This window comes from Herbidospora solisilvae, from assembly GCF_009901565.1.
Lineage (GTDB): Bacteria > Actinomycetota > Actinomycetes > Streptosporangiales > Streptosporangiaceae > Herbidospora > Herbidospora solisilvae.
The window spans coordinates 217,590-237,312 of the sequence record NZ_WXEW01000012.1 but is presented as its reverse complement, the minus strand read 5'-3'; the positions used below and the strand labels follow the sequence as shown (position 1 = coordinate 237,312).

At 72.6% G+C, this 19,723-nt stretch carries 1 protein-coding gene (running past one end of the window); it reads right to left on the bottom strand.

The annotated features are described in order from the left end of the window. Positions 1-84: 84 nt before the first annotated feature. A protein-coding gene (locus GT755_RS35130; RefSeq protein WP_235968119.1) for a non-ribosomal peptide synthase/polyketide synthase crosses the window boundary here: on the bottom strand, positions 85-19,723 show its 3' portion. The gene runs 5,702 nt beyond the window's last position; only the last 19,639 of its 25,341 coding nucleotides appear in the window; its start codon lies beyond the right edge, outside the window; it ends in the stop codon at positions 85-87.

Genomic DNA, 19,723 nt, shown 5'->3' with positions numbered 1-19,723 from the left:
GATTCGACCAACTGCCTGATCGAGCAGTTGGACACGGGAGCGGGCGCCGGCACCGGCGCCCGCTCCTTCGTGTCACCGGGCGTGTCACCGGGCCATCCACTCCTCGATCGCCCGCCAGGCCAGCTCCAGCATGTCGGGCCGCATCAGGTCGGAGTGGCGGCACGGCAGGCCGACCTCCGCGACCGCGCCGTCGACGTGGGGCTGCCAGCGGGGGGCGGCGGCCTCCGGGTTGTCCTTGCCCTCGACGGCGGTCAGCAGCAGCGCGTCGCCACGGAACACGCCCGGCTCGTGGGCCCGCCTGAGCTCCGTGTTGTTGGTGAAGATCTTCGCGATGAGGAGCAGCTCCTCGTCGGAGATCCCGCCGAGGACCTCCCCCACCTCCTCGCGGAACCGCTCGGCGGTCCGCCGGAGCCTCTCCTCGGGATCGGTCTCCTCGGGCGGCGGCCCGGCCGGTTCGGCCAGGCGCTGCTTGAAGGGGTACGCGTCCATGATGACCAGCGCGGCGACCGTCTCCCCCGCCTCCTGGAGCTGCACGGCGATCTCGTGGACGGGGATGCCGCCGAACGAGAACCCCAGCAGGTGGTAGGGCCCCGACGGCTGGACCTCCCGGATGCGCCGGACGTAGTCGGCCGCCATCTCCCGCACGTCCCGGGCGGGCTCGCCGCCCTGGAGCCCGGCCGCCTGGAGCCCGTACAGGGGGATGTCGTCGGGGACGAACCGGGTCAGCGGCCGGTAGCACCAGCTCAGGCCGGCGCCGGGGTGGACGCAGAAGAAGGGCGGACGCTCGCCTCCGGTGCGGATCGGCAGCAGGCCGCCCAGCGAGTCGCCCAGTGACGACAGGCTGAGCCCGGCGATGAGCCCGGCGACGGTCGGCGCGGCGAACACCGCCCGGACGGACGTCGAGACCCCGCGTTCGGCCAGGCGGGTGACGAGCGTGACGGCCAGCAGGGAGTGCCCGCCGAGGTGGAAGAAGTCGTCGTCGACCTGCACCGACGGCACCCCGAGCACCTCGGCGAACGTCTCGGAGACGAGGTTCTCCAGGGCGGTGGCGGGACCCCGGCTCACGGCCGCCCAGGCCGCCGCCGCGAAGTCGGGGGCGGGCAGCGCGCGGCGGTCGAGCTTGCCGTTGCCGGTGAGCGGGAGCGCGTCGAGGCTCACGAACGCGGCCGGGACCATGTGGGCGGGCAGCCGTTCGGCGGCGTACTCCCGGAGGTTCCCGGTCTCGCCGACGACATAGGCGACGAGCCGGTCGTCGCGGGCGACCACGGCGGCCTGCGAGACGTCCGGATGTGCCAGCAGGACGGCGGTCACCTCGCCGGGTTCGACGCGGAAGCCGCGGATCTTGACCTGGTCGTCCGCACGGCCCTGGAAGATCAACCTGCCGTGGGGGGTCCACTTCGCCAGGTCGCCGGTGCGGTACATGCGCTGACCGGTGTCGAAGGGCGAGGCGACGAAACGTTCGGCGGTCAGGCCCGGGCGGGCCACGTAGCCGCGGGCCAGCGGGGCGCCGGCCGCGTAGAGCTCGCCCGTCACGCCGACCGGGAGCGGGTGGAGGGCGTCGTTCAGCACGTACAGGCGGGTGTTGGCGATCGGGGTGCCGAGCTCGACGCCGGCGGTCAGTTCCGCGGTGGTGACGCCGATCGTCGTCTCGGTGGGGCCGTAGTGGTTGAAGATGCGGCGGCCGGTGGCGACGAGGTCGGCGACCAGCGCGGGCGGGGCGGCCTCGCCGCCCAGCACGAGCGAGGCGGCGGGCGTCATCCGTTCGGCGCCGGTCGCGGCGGCGAGCGCGGCCAGGTGAGAGGGCACCGCCTTCAGCGCGTCGATGCGGTGGTCGGCCAGATACCGGGCCACCGCTTCGGGATCGGTGACCGAATCGGGGTCGAGCACGTGAAGGTGCCCACCCGTGGCCAGGCTGGTGAACACGACCGTGTTGCCCAGGTCGGTGACCTGCGGCTGGAGCAGCGCGTAGCGGGTGCCCGGAGTGGTCCAGCCCAGCCGGGCCGAGACCGAGGCGACGTAGTTCGCCAGCGAGCCCTGGGTGACGGCCACGCCCTTCGGCCGGCCGGTCGACCCCGAGGTGTAGATGACGTACGCCAGCGAATCCGGCTCGGCGTCGTGGTCGGGCGGCGTGGCGGGGAGGGTGCTGAGGATCACCTCGGTGAACGGGTCGTCGAGGGCCACCATGCGGACCCGGCCCGCGGGCAGGTCGCCGAGGACGTCCTCGGTGCCGAGCACGACCCTGACCCCGCTGTCGGCCAGCATGAACGCGATCCGCTCGACGGGCAGCGTCCCGTCGAGCGGCAGGTAGGCGGCGCCCGCCTTCCAGACCGCGACGATGGCCGTGATCATGTCGAGCCCGTCGGGGAAGCACAGCCCCACGACCGACTCCGCTCCCACGCCGAGCCCGATCAGATGGCGGGCCAGCCGGTTGGCGCGGGCGTCGAGCTCGGCGTAACCGACCTGGGCGCCGGGTGCGGTGATCGCCACCGCGTCCGGAACGGTCGCCACCTGACGCGCGAAGGCCTCGACGAGCGGGAGCGGGACACCGGGGGCGGCGGTGTCCGTCCAGGCGCCGAGGAGCAGGTCCCGTTCCGCCGGGGCGAGCGGGTCGACCGCGTGGAGGCGCAGGTCGGGGTCGGTGGTCACGACGTCGAGCACGCGGGCGAACCACTCGCCGATCCGGCCCGCCGTGGCGGCGTCGAACAGGTCGGCCGAGGCGGTGACCGCGCCGCGCAGCCCGGCCGGGTTCCCGTCACGGTCGAAGGTCTCGGCCATCGGGAAGTAGAGGTCGAACTTGGCCGGGACCAGCTCGGGACCCGACGCGCCCACCTCCGGGCGTTCCTCTCCGGCGCGTTCGGGGTTCTGCATGGTCAGCACCGTCTGCACCAGCGGGTGGCGGGCCAGGGACCGGGCCGGGGCGAGCTCCTCCACCAGGCGTTCGAACGGCACGTCCTGGTTGGCCAGCGCGCCCAGGCTCGCCTCCCTGACCCGGCCCAGCACCTGCCGGAACGCCGGATCACCGGTCAGATCGGTGCGGATGACCAGGGTGTTGACGAAGAAGCCGACGAGGTCGTTCAGCGCCTCGTCGAGCCGCCCCGCCACGGCGGAGCCGATCGGGATGTCCGAGCCCGCGCCGAGCCGGGAAAGGGTCACCGCGAGAGCCGCCTGTACGGCCATGAAGACCGTCACCCCCTCCTCCCGCGCCAGCCGCACGAGCCTGCGGTGCACGTCGGCGGGGATGCGCAGCGGGACGTGGTGGCCGTAGTGGGTCGCGGTGGCCGGTCGCGGGCGGTCCGTCGGCAACGCGAGCTCGTCGGGGAGCGCGGCCAGGGTCTCGCGCCAGTAGCCGACCTGTTCGGCCAGCAGGGTCTCGTCGAGGAGGTCGTGCTGCCAGAGGGCGTAGTCGGCGTACTGGACCGGAAGGGGGGTCCACTCGGGGGCCCGTCCTTCGAGCCGGGCGGTGTAGGCGGTGGTGAGGTCGCGGCTCAGCGGGGCCGACGACCAGCCGTCGCCGGCGATGTGGTGCATGACCACGACGAGGGTCTGGTCCCGGCCCGATTGGAACAGCCAGGCCTTCACCGGGACGTCGGTCGACAGGTCGAAGGCGTGCCGCCGCGCCGCCGCGGCGGCGGCCGCCATCCCGTCCGGCTCGACCTGCTCCACCTCCAGTGACCAGTCGAGGCCCTCCATCGGGACGACGTGCTGGTACGGCTCGCCGTCGACCGACGGGAAGATCGTGCGGAGCGCCTCATGGCGCTCCAGGACGTCGCGGAGGGCGGCGTTCAGCGCGGTGACGTCCGGTGCGCCGCTCAGGCCGATCGTCATCGGGATGTTGTAGGTCGGGCTGGGGCCTTCGAGCTGGCCGAGGAACCACAACCGTCGCTGCGCGAACGACAGGGGGACCCGTTCGGGCCTGGTGCGCCTGCGCAGCGGCGGGCGGGTGCGGCCCACGTCCGACCCGGCCAGGTGGGCGGCCACTCCGGCGGGGGTGGGGTTGTCGAAGAGGGTCCACAGCGGGACCTCCGCCCCGAGGACGGTCCTGATGCGGGAGACGAGCCGCGCGGCGAGCAGGGAGTGCCCGCCCAGGTCGAAGAAGTCGTCGTCGACGCCGACTCTCTCCAGCCCCAGGACCTCGGCGAAGGCGTTGCAGAGCATGTCCTCCTGGACGGTGGCGGGCGCCCTGCCGGAACCGGTGACCCGCTGGGGTTCGGGCAGGGCCCGGCGGTCGAGCTTGCCGTTCGGGGTGAGGGGGAGTTCGTCCAGCGTGACGAAAGCCGCGGGGACCATGTAGTCGGGCAGCCGCTCGGCGGCGAACTCCCTGAGGCCTTCCGCCCGGCCCACCACATAAGCGACCAAGCGGTCCTCGCGGGCGACCACGGCGGCCTGCGAAATACCCGGACTCTTCAGCAGGACGGCGGCGACCTCGCCCGGTTCGACGCGGAACCCGCGGATCTTGACCTGGTCGTCGGCGCGGCCCTGGAAGATCAGGCGGCCGTCGGGGGTCCACTTGGCCAGGTCGCCGGTACGGTACATGCGCTGGCCGGTGTCGAAGGGTGAGGCCACGAACCGCTCACCGGTGAGATCAGGGCGGCCGAGATACCCCCGCGCCAGACCCAGACCGGCGACGTACACCTCCCCCGCGACCCCCGGCGGAACCGGCGCGAGCCGATCGTCGAGCAGATAGACCCGCGAGTTGGCGATCGGCCGCCCGAACGAGATCGGCCCCTCCTCATCGGCGTCGACCTCACCGGCGGCGACGATGACCGTGGCCTCGGTCGGCCCATAAGCATGGACGAGCCTTCGGTTCCGCGCCCAGCGGCGGGCGACGGTCTCGGTGATGCCCTCCGCACCCACCACGATCGGCCCGATATGCGAGAAATCGGCCGGGTCGAGCACGTTGAGCAGCGAGGGAACCACACTGGCCGCCCCGACCCCGGTCAGCTCCCGCAGCAGTTCAGGCTGGGCCCGCCTGCCCTCATCCGCGACGACCAGCGTCGACCCGGTCGCCAACGCCACCGCGACATCCAGCACCGAGGCGTCGAACCCGAACGAGGCGAACTGCAACAACCCCACACCCGGCCCCGCACCCAGCAAAGGCCCGAACACCTCGACCAGATTGACCAGCCCGCGATGACTGACCGCCACTCCCTTCGGAGTGCCCGTCGACCCGGACGTGTAGATGACATACGCCAGCGAGTCCGGCTCCACCCGAACGTCGAGCGGACCCTCCTCGCCCGACAGGCCCGGCCCGTCCCCGGTCCCCGCAGAGGCCGGCACCGCCGAATCCTCCACGGCCGCAAGGCCCGGCTCATCCCCGATCCCCACAGAGACCGGCACCGCCGAATCCCACGTGCCCGTGAGCTGAACGATCTCCATCCCGGCGGGAACCAGCTGCCGGGTTTCGGCACAGGCCAGCACGCACGCCACCCCGGCATCGGTCAGCACCGCCCCCACCCGCTCAGCGGGATTGCCGGGGTCGACGGGCAGGTAGGCCGCGCCCGCCTTCCACACGCCCACGATGGCGGTGATCATGTCCGCGCCACGCGGCAGGCAGACGCCGACGATCGACTCCGGACCGACGCCCACGGCAAGCAACCGCCGCGCCAGCCGGTCCGACCGGCGATCCAGCTCGCCGTAGGTCAGCTCACCCTCGACCGCGAAGGCGTCAGGGGCCTGCCGGCTGATCAGGTCCACGATGCTCGAAGAGGGCACCTCGCGGGCCGTGTCGTTCCAGCCGCGCAGAACCCGCTCCCGCTCCCCCTCCGCCAGCACGTCCACCGCATGCACCCGGACATCCGGTTCCGCCGTCACTTGTTCCAGCACGCGGGTGAAAGCGCCGATCAGGCGTCCCGTGGTCGCGGCGTCGAACAGGTCGATCGAGGCGATCATGGAGCCTTGGAGACCGGCCGGGCGACCCTTGTCGTCGAAGGTCTCGCGGATCGCCACGTCGAGGTCGAACTTCGCGGGAACCAGCGCCGGGCCCTCCGGACCGGCCGGTGCGGACCTCCCACCGGCCCGGACCTCGGGCAGGTCGAGCGAGGCCCGCTCCGTGTTGCGGACCAGCAGTGCCACCTGGAACAGCGGGTGCCGGGAGAGCGAGCGGGCGGGCGCCAGGGTCTCCACCAGGCGTTCGAACGGCACGTCCTGGTGTTCCAGCGCGTTCAGCCCGGCCTCTCTGACCCGGCCGAGTACCTCCCGGAACACCGGGTCGCCCGACAGGTCGGTCCGGATGACCAGGGTGTTGATGAAGAAGCCCACCAGGCCGTCGAGTGCCTCGTCGGTCCGCCCGGCCACGGCCGAGCCGATCGGGATGTCGGTCCCGGCGCCGAGCCGCGACAGCGTCACCGCCAGCGCCGCCTGCACGACCATGAACACCGTCGCGCCCTCGGCCTGGGCCAGTTCCGTCAGGCGGCGGTGGACGTCGGCCGAGGTCCGCATCGGCAGGGCGTGCCCCCGCCGGGACGACACGGCGGGCCGTACCCGGTCGGCGGGCAGGGTCAGCTCCTCCGGCGCCCCGGCCAGCGCCTCCCGCCAGTAGGCGACCTGACGTGACAGCGGACTGGCCGGGTCGGACTCGTCGCCGAGCAGATCGCGCTGCCAGAGGGCGTAGTCGGCGTACTGGACCGGCAGCGGCGACCATACGGGCGCCTCGCCCCGGAGCCGGGCGGCGTACGCGGCGGACAGGTCCGCCGCCAGTGGGGCGAGGGACCATCCGTCGGTGGCGATGTGGTGCATGGCGAGCACGAGCACCTGTTCGCCGTCCGCGGCCTGAAACAGCGTCGCCCTGATGGGGAGCTCCCGTTCGAGGTCGAAGGCGTGCCACCGGGCCCGGTCGACGGCGTCGGTGAGGTCGTCCGCGGCGACCTGGACGACGTCCAACAGCCGGCCGAGCCCGTCGAGGTCGACGACCTGCTGGTAGGGCTCGCCGTCCTGCGAGGGGAAGACCGTGCGCAGCGACTCGTGGCGGCCGAGCACGTCGCGCAGCGCGGCGTCCAGGGCCTCGACGTCTACGTGTCCCCTGAGGGGGATCGCGACCGGGATGTTGTACGTCGGACTCGGCCCCTCCAACTGCGCGAGGAACCAGAGGCGCCGCTGCCCGAACGAGAGCGGCACCCGCTCAGGACGCGCCCGCCGCGCCAGAACCGGCCGCGTGTCCGGCCCGGCCAGCAGCGCGGCCAGCCCGGCGGGGGTGGGCGCCTCGAACAACATCCTGATGCGCACCTCGGCGCCGAGCCGGGCCCTGATCCGCGACAGCAGCCGGATCGCCAGCAGCGAGTGCCCGCCGAGCTGGAAGAAGTCGTCGTCGACCCCGACCGACTCCAGACCGAGGACCTGGGCGAACACCTCGCACAGGGCCGCCTCCCGCTCGTCGGCGGGCTCCCTGCGGACAACCGGCCGGTCGGGGTCGGGCAGCGCCGCCCGGTCGAGCTTGCCGCTGGAGGTCAGCGGCAGCGCGGACAGTGCGACGAAGGCCGTGGGGACCATGTAGGCGGGCAGGCGCTCGGCGGCGAACTCCCGCAGGCCCTCCGTCTGGCCGACGACATAGGCGATCAGGCGGTCATCCCTGGCAAGGACCGCAGCCTGCGAAATATCCGGATATCTCAGCAGAACGGATTCGACCTCGCCGGGCTCGACCCGGAAGCCGCGCACCTTGACCTGGTCGTCGGCGCGGCCCTGGAAGATCAGCCGCCCGTCGGGGGTCCACTTCGCCAGGTCGCCGGTCCGGTACATGCGCTGACCGGTGTCGAAGGGCGAGGCGACGAAGCGTTCGGCGGTCAGTCCGGGGCGGGCCACGTAACCACGCGCCAGCCCGGCCCCGGCCGCATACAGTTCCCCCGTTACGCCGGGCGGAAGCGGATTCAGCGCCTCATCCAGCACATACAGACGGGTGTTGGCGATCGGGGTGCCGAGCGCCACCTCGCCGGTCAGTTCGGCGGTCGTAACGCCGATGGTCGTCTCGGTGGGCCCGTAGTGGTTGAACACCCGCCGGCCCGTGGCGACCAACTCGGCCACCCACTCCGCCGAGGCCGCCTCTCCACCCAGGACCAGCGAATCTGCCGGCATCAAAGCCTCGACCCCGGCCACCGAGGTGAGCGCGGCCAGGTGCGAGGGCACCGCCTTGAACGCGTCGATCCGATGCTCGGCCAGATACCCCGCCACCGCCTCGGGATCGGTGACGGCCTCCTCATCCAGGATGTGCAGCATGCCGCCGGTGGCCAGGCTGATGAACACCACCGTGTTGCCCAGGTCGGTCACCTGAGGCTGAAGCAGCGCATACCGGGTTCCCGGCTCACTCCAGCCCAGCCGCTGCGACACCGAAGCGACATAGTTGGCCAGCCCCGCCTGGGTGACCGCCACCCCCTTGGGAGTCCCGGTCGAACCTGAGGTGAAGATCACATACGCCAGGTCACCCTCACGATGCCCAGCCCCGGTTTCGGGAAGATCGGACAGGTCGTCCAGCACGATCTCAACCCCGGCGTCGGCCAGCATCGCCTCCACCCGCGAAGCGGGCAGTTCCGGATCGATCGGCAGATAGGCCGCACCGGCCTTCCACACGCCCAGGATCGCCGCGATCATGTCCGCGCCACGCGGCAACCGCAACCCCACCACCGGCGCGTCCGCCACTGCGGCCGCGACCTTCCGGGCCGACTCGTCGAGCTCTCGGTAGGTCAGCTCGCGGCCGTCGGCGACCACCGCCACCGCGTCCGGACGCAGTGCCACCTGCCGCTCGAACAACCGCAGCACCGGCTCCGCCACCCCGCCGGAAGCGGTGTCGTTCCAGGTGCCCAGGAGCGCGTGGACCTCCTCGCCGAGGACGTCCACGGCACGCAACGCCAGGTCGGGAGAGGCCGACAGGGCCTCGGTGACGTTCTTGGTCGCGGTCCGCATGAGCGACCCGACCGCCTCGCCGTCGATTCCGGCGGCCGCGAGGATGCTCAGGCTGAGTCCATCCGCACCCCGGTCGTTGACCGAGACGGTCAGCGGATAGCTGTTCTGGACGCGGGTCAGCACGTTGCGGATCCCCGGCACCTCCGGCTGCCGTTCGTCCCGTTCGCCGCCCTGCCCGGCGAAGCGGTAGTTGAGCAGGGAGGTGAACAGCGGCGTGTTGCCCTCCAGGCCCGCCGCCTGCTGGGCCAGGGCCAGCGGCGCGTGCTCGTGTTCGAGCAGCCCCGCCAACTGCGCCCGCATCCCCTCCACGGCCTGCCTGATCCCGGCACGACCCGAACGCACCCGCACCGGAAGGGTGTTGATGAACGGCCCCACCACCCGGTCGGAACCCTCACCCGCGTTCATCCGCCCGAACAACACCGTCCCGAACACCACGTCGTCCCGGCCCGACACCACCGACAACACCCGCGCCCACGCCACATGCATGATCGTCGCCACGCTGACACCGAGGTCCCGCGCCGCCGCGCGGAGGGCGGTGACGGTCTCGTCGGGGATGGTGACCAGCGACGACGTCGCGTCAGCCCCGTCGCCGTGCACGTCGAGCACCCCATAGGGGGCGGTCGTGCCGGTGACGTCGCCGAGCAGGTCGGCGAAGAAGCGTTCGTGCTCCTCGCGGGAGACTCCGTCGCGGGCCTGGGCGACGAAGTTGCGGAAGGGCAACGGCGCGGCCAGCCGACCGGGCTCGCCGGAGAGGACCGCGCGGAGCTCCCTGACCAGCACGTCCAGGCCCTGGTGGTCGGAGACCATGTGATGCATGCGCAGCAGGCCGAGCAGGCGGCCGTCGGCGGTCTCGGCGACGTGGAGATCCATGAGGGGGGCGCGGCCCAGATCCATCGCCGAGCCCACGGCCTCCACCAGGGTGACGCCCGACTCCTGGCGGTCGTGCTCGACGACCTGGAGTTCGGCGTGCCGCCTCACCACCTGGACGGGTTCGCGCAGACCGTCCCAGACGATGCCGGTCCGGTAGATGTCGTGCCGGGCCACCACCTGGCGCAGCGCGTCGGTGAACGCGTCGAGGCGGTCGCGGGAGTCGAACTCCAGAACCTGCTTGCGCACATAGGCGTCGACGCCGTCTCCGGCGAGGAGGTGGTGGAAGAGCATGCCCTCCTGGAGCGGGGCCAGCGGATAGACGTCCTTCACGTTGGCCGCGCCGCCCTCGGCCGAGGCGACGACCCGGCCCAGCTCGGCCTCGGTCAGGTCGACCAGCGGGAGCATGTCCGGGGTCAGGCGGACGGCGTCCTCGGGGATCCGGTTGGCGGGGACCTCGACGGCGGTCGTGGCCGCCGCACGCGCCAGTCCCGCCGGGGTCGGCGACTCGAACAGCGCCCTGACCGACACCGGCACACCCCGCTGCCGGAGCACCTCCACGAGCCGGACCGCCAGCAGGGAGTGCCCGCCGAGGCGGAAGAAGTCGTCGTCCACACCGACCCGTTCCAGGCCCAGGACCTGGGCGAACGCTGCGCAGAGCACTTCTTCTCTGACGGTGGCGGGAGCGCGTCCCATGCCGCTCGCGAACTCGGGCTCGGGGAGGGCCCGGCGGTCGAGCTTGCCCGAGGCGGTCAACGGGAGTTCGTCCAAGGCGACGAAGGCGGCGGGGACCATGTAGGCGGGGATACGCTCGGCGGCGAACTCCCGCAGGCCCTCCGTCTGGCCGACGACATAGGCGATCAGCCGGTCATCGCGGACGATCACCGCCGCTTGTGAGACATCGGGATGTTTCACCAGAACGGCCGCGACTTCACCGGGCTCGACCCGGAACCCGCGCACCTTGACCTGGTCGTCGGCCCGGCCCTGGAAGACCAGCCGGCCATCTGGGGTCCACTTCGCCAGGTCGCCGGTACGGTACATGCGCTCCCCCGCCGCGAAGGGCGAGGCCACGAACCGTTCGGCGGTGAGAGCGGGCCGGGAGACATAGCCACGCGCCAGACCCGCCCCGGCCGCATACAGCTCACCCGCCACGCCGGGCGGGAGCGGGCTGAGGGTGTCGTCCAGCACATACAGGCGGGTGTTGGCGATCGGGGTGCCAAGCTCGACGCCCGTGGTCAGTTCGGCAGTGGTAACGCCGATGGTCGTCTCGGTCGGCCCGTAGTGGTTGAACACCCGACGGCCCGTGGCGACCAACTCGGCCACCCACTCCGCCGAGGCCGCCTCCCCGCCCAGAACCAGCGAATCGGCCGGCATCAACCGCTCGACCCCCGCCACCGAGGTGAGCGCCGCCAGATGCGAGGGCACCGCCTTGAACGCATCGATGCGATGTTCGGCCAGATACGCGGCCACCAGCTCGGGATCGGTGACAGCCTCCTCATCCAGAATGTGCAACGTCCCGCCGGTGGCCAGGCTGATGAACACCACCGTGTTCCCCAGGTCGGTCACCTGCGGCTGAAGCAACGCATACCGGGTACCCGGCTCGCTCCAGCCCAGCCGGGCCGACACCGAGGCGACATAGTTGGCCAGCCCCGCCTGGGTGACCGCCACCCCCTTGGGAGTCCCGGTCGAACCGGAAGTGAAGATCACATAGGCCAGATCGCCTTCACGTCCGGACAGGTCCCCGGCTTCGGGCAAGTGGTCCAGCACGATCTCGACCCCGGCGTCGGCCAGCATCGCCTCCACCCGTGAGGCGGGCAGTTGCGGATCGATCGGCAGATAGGCGGCGCCCGCCTTCCACACACCGAGAATCGCCGCGATCATGTCCGCGCCACGCGGCAACCGCAACCCCACCACCGGCGCATCGCCGACCTTGGCCGCGACCCTCCGGGCCGACTCGTCGAGCTGTCGGTAGGTCAGCTCGCGGCCGTCGGCGACCACCGCCACCGCGTCCGGACGCAGTGCCACCTGCCGCTCGAACAACCGCAGCACCGGCTCCGCCACCCCGTCGGAAGCGGTGTCGTTCCACTCGTGCAGGACCTGGCGGCGCTCGTCCGGGTCGAGCACGTCGACCTCGTGGAGCCGGATGCCCGGGGCGGCGGTGACCTGGTCGAGCACGCGGGCGAACCGGGCGGCCAGGGTCGCGGCCGTGCCGGCGTCGAACAGGTCCGTCGAGGCGGTGAGCGAGCCCCGCAGTCCTGCGGGGCGGCCCTGGTCGTCGAGGAGCTCGCTCAAGGACAGGTCCAGGTCGAACTTGGCCGTCGCCGTCCGCGACTCGGGCGGGGCCGCGCCGCCCCGCACGCCCGGCATGCTCAACGACGTCCGTTCGATGTTCTGCAGGGTCAGCATCACCTGGAACAAGGGGTGCCGGGAGAGCGAGCGTTCCGGGGCCAGTTCCTCCACGAGCCGCTCGAACGGCACCTCCTGGTGGGCGAGGGCGTCGAGGCTCGCCGCCCGTACCCGGGCGAGGACCTTGCGGAACTCGGGGTCGCGGGACAGGTCGGTGCGGATCACGAGCGTGTTGACGAAGAAGCCGATCAGGTCGTCGGCGGCCTCGTCGGTGCGTCCGGCGACGGCCGCGCCGATGGGGATGTCCGTGCCCGCGCCCAGACGCGACAGCGTCACGGCCAGCGCGGCCTGGACGACCATGAAGACCGTCGCCCCCTCGGCCCGTGCCACGTCCACAAGCCGGCGGTGCACCTCGGCCGGGAGGTGCAAGGGGACGCGGTGCCCCAGGTGGCCGGTCACGGGCGGGCGCGGGCGGTCGGCGGGCAGCCGGAGCTCCTCCGGAGTACCCGCCAGGACGCGCCGCCAGTGGCCGACCTGGGACGAGAGCAGGTCCTCGCCGAGGAGATCGGCCTGCCAGAGGGCGTAGTCGGCGTACTGGACCGGGAGCGGCTCCCATTCGGGTGCGCGGCCCTCCACACGGGCGGCATAGGCGTGGGAGAGGTCGCGGGCCAGCGGGCGCATCGACCAGCCGTCGGCGGCGATGTGATGCAGTACCAGCACCAGCGTGTGCTCCACGTCGCCGGTGAACAGCGACGCCCTGATGGGGATCTCGGCCGACAGGTCGAAGGCGTGCTCGCGGGCCGCCGCCACCGCCGCTGGGTCGAAGGGCTGCACGTTCAGCGTCCAGTCGAGCTCCGCCGGGTCGAGGATGTGCTGATACGGCTCGCCGTCGACCGCGGGGAAGACCGTCCGGAGCGACTCGTGGCGGGTGACGACGTCGCGCAGGGCGGCGTCGAGAGCGGCCACGTCCAGGTCACCGGCCATGGGGATGGTCGTGGGCATGTTGTACGTCGGGCTCGGCCCGTCGAGCTGGGCGAGGAACCACAACCGGCGCTGGGCGAACGACAGCGGCACCCGCTCCGGCCGCGTCTCCGCCCGCAGCGGCGCCCGGGCCGGTTCGGCCTCGGCCAGGTGGGCGGCCAGTTCGGCCACCGTGGGGGCCTCGAAGACCATGTGGAGGGGGATCTCCGCGCCCAGGACCACCCGGACGCGGGACACCAGCCGCACGGCGAGCAGCGAGTGGCCGCCGAGCGCGAAGAAGTCGTCGTCGACGCCGACCGACTCCAGCCCGAGGACGTGGCAGAAGGCGCCGCAGAGCAGCTCCTCCCTGACGTCGGCGGGGGCGCGGCCCTCCCCGGCCGCCGCGCCGGGCACGGGGAGCGCGCGGCGGTCGAGCTTGCCGTTCGGGGTGAGCGGCAGCGCGTCGAGGGTGACGAAGGCGGCGGGCACCATGTAGTCGGGCAGCCGCCGTGCGGCGAACTCGCGCAGGCCGTCGGTCTCGCCGACGACGTACGCGACGAGTCTCTCGCCGTGGGCGGCCACGGCGGCCTGCACCACCGCGGGCGAGGCCAGGAGCACGGCCTCGACCTCGCCGGGCTCCACCCGGAACCCGCGGATCTTGACCTGCTCGTCGACCCGGCCGGCGAACACGAGCCGCCCGTCGGGGGTCCACTTCGCCAGGTCCCCGGTCCGGTACATGCGCTGCCCGGCGTCGAAGGGCGAGGCGGTGAACCGCTCCGCGGTCAGCCCGGGGCGGCCGACGTAGCCCCGCGCGAGGGGCGTGCCGGCGACGTACAGCTCGCCCGCGACGCCCGGCGGGACCGGCCGCAGGTCCTCGTCCAGGACATAGGCGCGGCTGTTGGCGATCGGCGTGCCGATGACCGGTTCGGCGCCGGGGTCGAGCGGCGGCGACATCGACGCGCACACCGTGGTCTCGGTCGGGCCGTAGGCGTTCACGAACCGCCGTCCCGCCGACCACCTGGCCGCCAGACCGGCGTCGATCGCCTCGCCCGCCGAGACGAGGGTGGTCACCGAGGCGAGGTCCTCCTCTCGGAGGGTGGCCAGCACGGCGGGTGGCAGGGTCGCGTGCGTCACCCCCGACAGATCACCCGCCAGCACCTCATCGGTGGACGTCATGACCAGCGTCGCGCCCGAGCACAACGCCATCACGATCTCCGACACCGCCGCGTCGAACCCGATCGAGGCGAACTGCAACACCCGCGAACCTGGCGTCACCGCGAAATGGTCCATCTGCGCGACGGCCAGGTTGAGCAGCCCGGAGTGCTGGACCGACACGCCCTTGGGCGTCCCGGTCGAGCCCGAGGTGTAGATCACGTACGCCGCCGACGCGGGCAGCGGCCCACCCAGTTCCGCCGAGGCGTCGCCGATCTCGTCGAACCAGACGACGGGCCCGGTCAGTGCCGCGCCGGTGTCCCTGGCCGCGACGACCAGCGACGCCCTGCTGTCGGCCAGCATGAACCCGATCCGCTCCGGCGGCAGATCCGGGCCGATCGGCAGGTAGGCCGCGCCCGCCTTCCACACGCCCAGGATCGCCGTGACCAGGTCGAGGCCGCGCGGCAGGCACAGGCCCACCACCGTTTCCGGGCCCGCGCCCGCGGCGCGCAGGTGTCGGCCGACGCGGTCCGCCGCGGCGTCGAGTTCGGCGTAGGTCAGCGTGGCGTCTCCGGCGGCGACCGCGACCGCCTCGGGGCCGGCGGCCACCCGCCGGGCGAACAGGTCGAGGACGGTCCCGGCCGGGAGCGTGGTCCCGGGGCCGTTCCAGGCGCGCAGCAGCAGGTCACGGTCGGCGTCGTCGAGGACGTCCACGGTCCGGAGTTCGCGGTCGCCCGGCAGCGCGGCGAGGAGGTTCTCCAGCGTGACGAGGACCAGCCGGGTGACCATGTCGGCCGCGACGTGGCCGCCGGCGTTGACGTTGACGCTCAGGTCGCCGGTGCCGGGGTCGTTGACGGCCACGCTCAGCGGATAGTTCGTGTGCTCGTGGGTGCTGAGGGTGCGGACACCGGTGACCTCCCCGCCCTCGGCGCGCTCGGCCCGCCCGCCGCCGGTGTGACGGTAGTTGAACAACGAGGTGAAAAGCGGCGTTCCGCCCTCGAGTCCGGCCGCCTGCTGCGCGAGGGCGAGGGGCGCGTGCTCGTGTTCGAGCAGGGCCGCGAGTTGTGCACGCATGTCCTCCACGGCCTGTTTCGTTCTGGTGCGGCCGGATCGCACCCGTACCGGAAGGGTGTTGATGAACGGGCCGACCACCCGATCGGAGCCCGCGCCCGCGTTCATCCGCCCGAAGAGCACCGTGCCGAAGACGACGTCGTCGCGGCCGGAGACGGCGGCCAGCACCCGCGCCCAGACGACGTGCATGATCGTCGCCGTCGTCACGCCGAGCCGCCGCGCGGCCTCCCGCAGCGCGGCGGCCGTCTCACGCGGCACGGGGACCAGCGAGGTGGTCATGCCGGTGCCGTCGCCGTGCACGTTCATCAGGCCGAACGGCGCGGTCGGCTCCGTCACGCCGTCGAGCAGGGCGGCGAAGAACTCCTCGTGCGCCGCCCGCGAGACACCGCCACGCGCCTGCGCGACGAAGTCACGGAACGGCGGCGCGGGGGCCGGCTCCCCGCCCAGGAGAACCGTCCGCAGATCCCTGACCAGCACGTCCATGCCCTGGTGGTCGGAGACCATGTGGTGCATCCGCAACACGCCCAGCCAGCGGCCGTCGGCGCCGGGGGCGACGTGCAGGTCGGTCAGCGGGGCCCGGCTCAGGTTCATGGCGGTGCCGACGACCTGGGCCAGCGCCTCGCCCGACTCCTGTGGCGCGTGTTCGGCGACCGGCAGGTCGGCCCGCCGCCACACGACCTGGACGGGCTCGCGCAGGCCGTCCCAGACGATGCCGGTGCGGTAGATGTCGTACCGGTCCACGACCTGGCGCAACGCCGCGGCGAAGGCGTCCAGTCTGGTTCTGGAGTCGAACTCCAGGACGTGGACGGTGACGTAGGCGTCGACGCCGTCTCCGGCCAGCAGGTGGTGGAAGAGCATGCCCTCCTGGAGGGGGGCCAGCGGGTAGACGTCCTTGACGTTGGCCGCGCCGCCGTCGACCGAGGCGACGACCCGGGCGAGTTCGGCCTCGGTGAGGTCGATCAACGGGAGCATGTCCGGGGTGATGTGCTCCGCGCCCTCGGGGATGCGGTTCGGGGGAACCTCGACCGTGGCACCGCCGGTGGTCAGCGCCAGGCGGGCGGGGGTGGGGGCTTCGAAGAGTGCCCGTACGAGGACCTCGACGCCGCGCCGCCGCAGCAGTTCGACGAGGCGGACCGCCAGCAGGGAGTGCCCGCCCAGACGGAAGAAGTCGTCGTCGACGCCGACCCGCTCCAGGCCCAGGACCTCGGCGAACGCCGCACAGAGGACCTCCTCTCTGAGCGTGGCCGGAGGACGGCCCTGGCCGGCGGCGAACTCGGGGGCGGGCAGGGCCCGCCGGTCGAGCTTGCCGTTCGGGGTGAGCGGAAGCTCGTCGAGCGGGACGAAAGCCGCGGGGACCATGTAGTCGGGCAGCCGCTCGGCGGCGAACTCCCTGAGGCCCTCCACTCGGCCCACCACATAAGCGACGAGGCGGTCCTCGCGGGCGACCACGGCGGCCTGCGAAATACCCGGACTCTTCAGCAGGACAGCGGCGACCTCACCCGGTTCGACGCGGAACCCGCGGATCTTGACCTGGTCGTCGGCGCGGCCCTGGAAGATCAGGCGGCCGTCGGCGGTCCACTTCGCCAGGTCGCCGGTACGGTACATGCGCTGACCGGTGTCGAAGGGTGAGGCCACGAACCGCTCACCGGTGAGATCAGGGCGGCCGAGATACCCCCGCGCCAGACCCAGACCGGCGACGTACACCTCCCCCGCGACACCAGGCGCGACCGGCGCGAGCCGATCATCAAGCAGATACAGCCGCGAGTTCGCGATGGGCCGCCCGAACGAGATCGGCCCCTCATTGTCAGCCTCGACCTCACCGGCGGCGACGATCACCGTGGCCTCAGTGGGTCCGTAGGCGTGCACCAGCCGCCGGCCTTGAGCCCAGCGGCGGGCGACGGTCTCGGTGATACCTTCCGCGCCGACCACGATCGGCCCGATGTGCGAGAAGTCGGCCGGGTCGAGCACGTTGAGCAGCGAGGGGACGACGCTGGCCGCGCCCACACCTGTCAGGTGCTTCAGCGCCTCCGGTTGGTGGCGCTCCTCCTCGCCCGGCACCCACAGGGTCGCCCCGGTGCCGAGGGCCACCACCACGTCCAGCACCGAGGCGTCGAACCCGAACGAGGCGAACTGCAACACCCCCACACCCGGCCCCGCACCCAGCAGAGGGCCGAACACCTCGACCAGGTTGACCAGACCCCGATGGCTGACCGCGACACCCTTCGGAGTCCCCGTCGACCCCGAGGTGTAGATCACATACGCCAGCGAGTCCGGCTCCACCCGAACGCTGAGCGGACCCTCCTCGCCCGACTCATCCCCTGCAGAGGTCGACACCACGGAATCCCACATGCCCGCGAGCTCAACCACCTCCATCCCGGCGGGGACCAGATGCCGGGTTTCCGCACAGGCCAGCACACACGCCACCCCGGCATCGGCCAGCACCGCCCCCACCCGCTCAGCGGGATTGCCGGGGTCGACGGGCAGGTAGGCCGCGCCCGCCTTCCACACGCCCACGATCGCCGTGATCATGTCCGCGCCACGCGGCAGACAGACCCCGACGATCGACTCCGGACCGACGTTCAAGGCCTGAAGGCGCCGCGCCAGCCGGTTCGACCGACGATCCAGCTCGCCATAGGTCAGCTCGCCCTCGACCGCGAAGGCGTCAGAGGCCTGCCGGCTGATCAGGTCCACGATGCTCAAAAAGGGCACCTCGCGGGCCGTGTCGTTCCAGCCGCGCAGAACCCGCTCCCGCTCGCCCTCCTCCAGCACGTCCACCGCGTGAACCCGCACGTCAGGGTCGGCCGCCACCTGCGCGAGCACCGCTGCGAAGCGGCGGGCGAGCAGTTCGACGGAGTCGGTGTCGAACAGGTCCACGGCCGCGTTGACCGCCCCGCGCAGCCCGGCCGGACGGCCGTGCTCGTCGAAGGTCTCCACGAGGGCCACGTCGAGGTCGAACTTCGCGGTCGACGGGCCGCCCACGTCGGCGCGGTCGTCGGCCGGTTCGGCGCGTTCGATGTTCTGCATGGTCAGCATGACCTGGAACAGCGGGTGCCGGGCGAGGGACCGGACCGGCGCCAGGGTCTCCACCAGGCGTTCGAACGGCACGTCCTGGTGCGCGAGCGCCCCCAGGCTCGCCTCCCTGACCCGGTCGAGCGCCTCCCGGAACAGCGGATCGCCCGAGAGGTCGGTCCGGATGACCAGCGTGTTCACGAAGAAGCCGACCAGGTCGTCGAGCGCCTCGTCGGTCCGGCCCGCGACGGCCGAGCCGATCGGGATGTCGGTCCCGGCGCCGAGCCGCGACAGCGTCACGGCCAGCGCCGCCTGGACGACCATGAACACCGTCGCCCCCTCGGCACGGGCCAGGTCGGCCAGCCGTTCGTGCACGTCGGCGGGGATCCGCACGGGGGCCGCGTATCCGGCGTGGGTGGCGACGGGCGGGCGCGGGCGGTCGACCGGCAGGGTCAGTTCCTCGGGCGCGCCCGACAGCGTGTCGCGCCAGTAGCCGATCTGGTCGGCCAGCAGTTCCTCGTCGAGGAGTTCCCGCTGCCAGAGGGCGTAGTCGGCGTACTGGACGGGGAGGGGGGTCCATTCGGGGGCCCGGCCCTGGAGGCGGGCGGCGTAGGCGGTGGCGACGTCGCGGCTCAGCGGGCCCATCGACCAGCCGTCGCCCGCGATGTGGTGGATCACCACGACCAGGTTCCGGCCGCCGGACAACCATGCCCGGATCGGGACCTCGTTCGCCAGGTCGAAGGTGTACGAGGTCGCCACGTCCTCCGCATCCGCCACTTCGAGGGCCCAGTCGAGGTCGTCCAGGTCCAGGACCCGCTGATACGGCTCGCCGTCCACCGACGGGAAGACGGTGCGCAGCGACTCGTGCCGGCCGATCACGTCGCGCAGGGCCGCGTTCAGCGCCGTGACGTCGGCGTCGGCGGGGAGGCGGACCGGGATCGGGATGTTGTACATCGTGTTCGGCCCGTCGAGCTGGGCGAGGAACCACAGGCGCCGCTGCGCGAACGAGAGCGGCACCCGCTCGGGGCGGTGTCCCGCCCGGACCAGCGGGCGGGCCGCTCCGGCGCGCGGCAGCCGCACGGCGAGCTCGGCCGCGGTCGGCGACTCGAACAGGGTGCGCAGCGGCAGTTCCACGCCGAGGGTGGCGCGGATGCGTGACACCAGCCGGACGGCGAGCAGCGAGTGCCCGCCCAAATCGAAGAACCCGTCGTCGACCCCGACGCTCTCCAGCCCGAGGACGTGCGCGAACGCGGCGCAGAGCAGCTCCTCCGTGAGCGTCGCCGGCGCCCGGCCCGGCCCGGCCGCGAACTCGGGGGCGGGCAGGGCGCGGCGGTCGAGCTTGCCGTTCGGGGTGAGCGGCAGCGCGTCGAGCGGCACGAACACGGCCGGGACCATGTAGTCGGGCAGCCGCTCGGCCGTGAACTCCCGC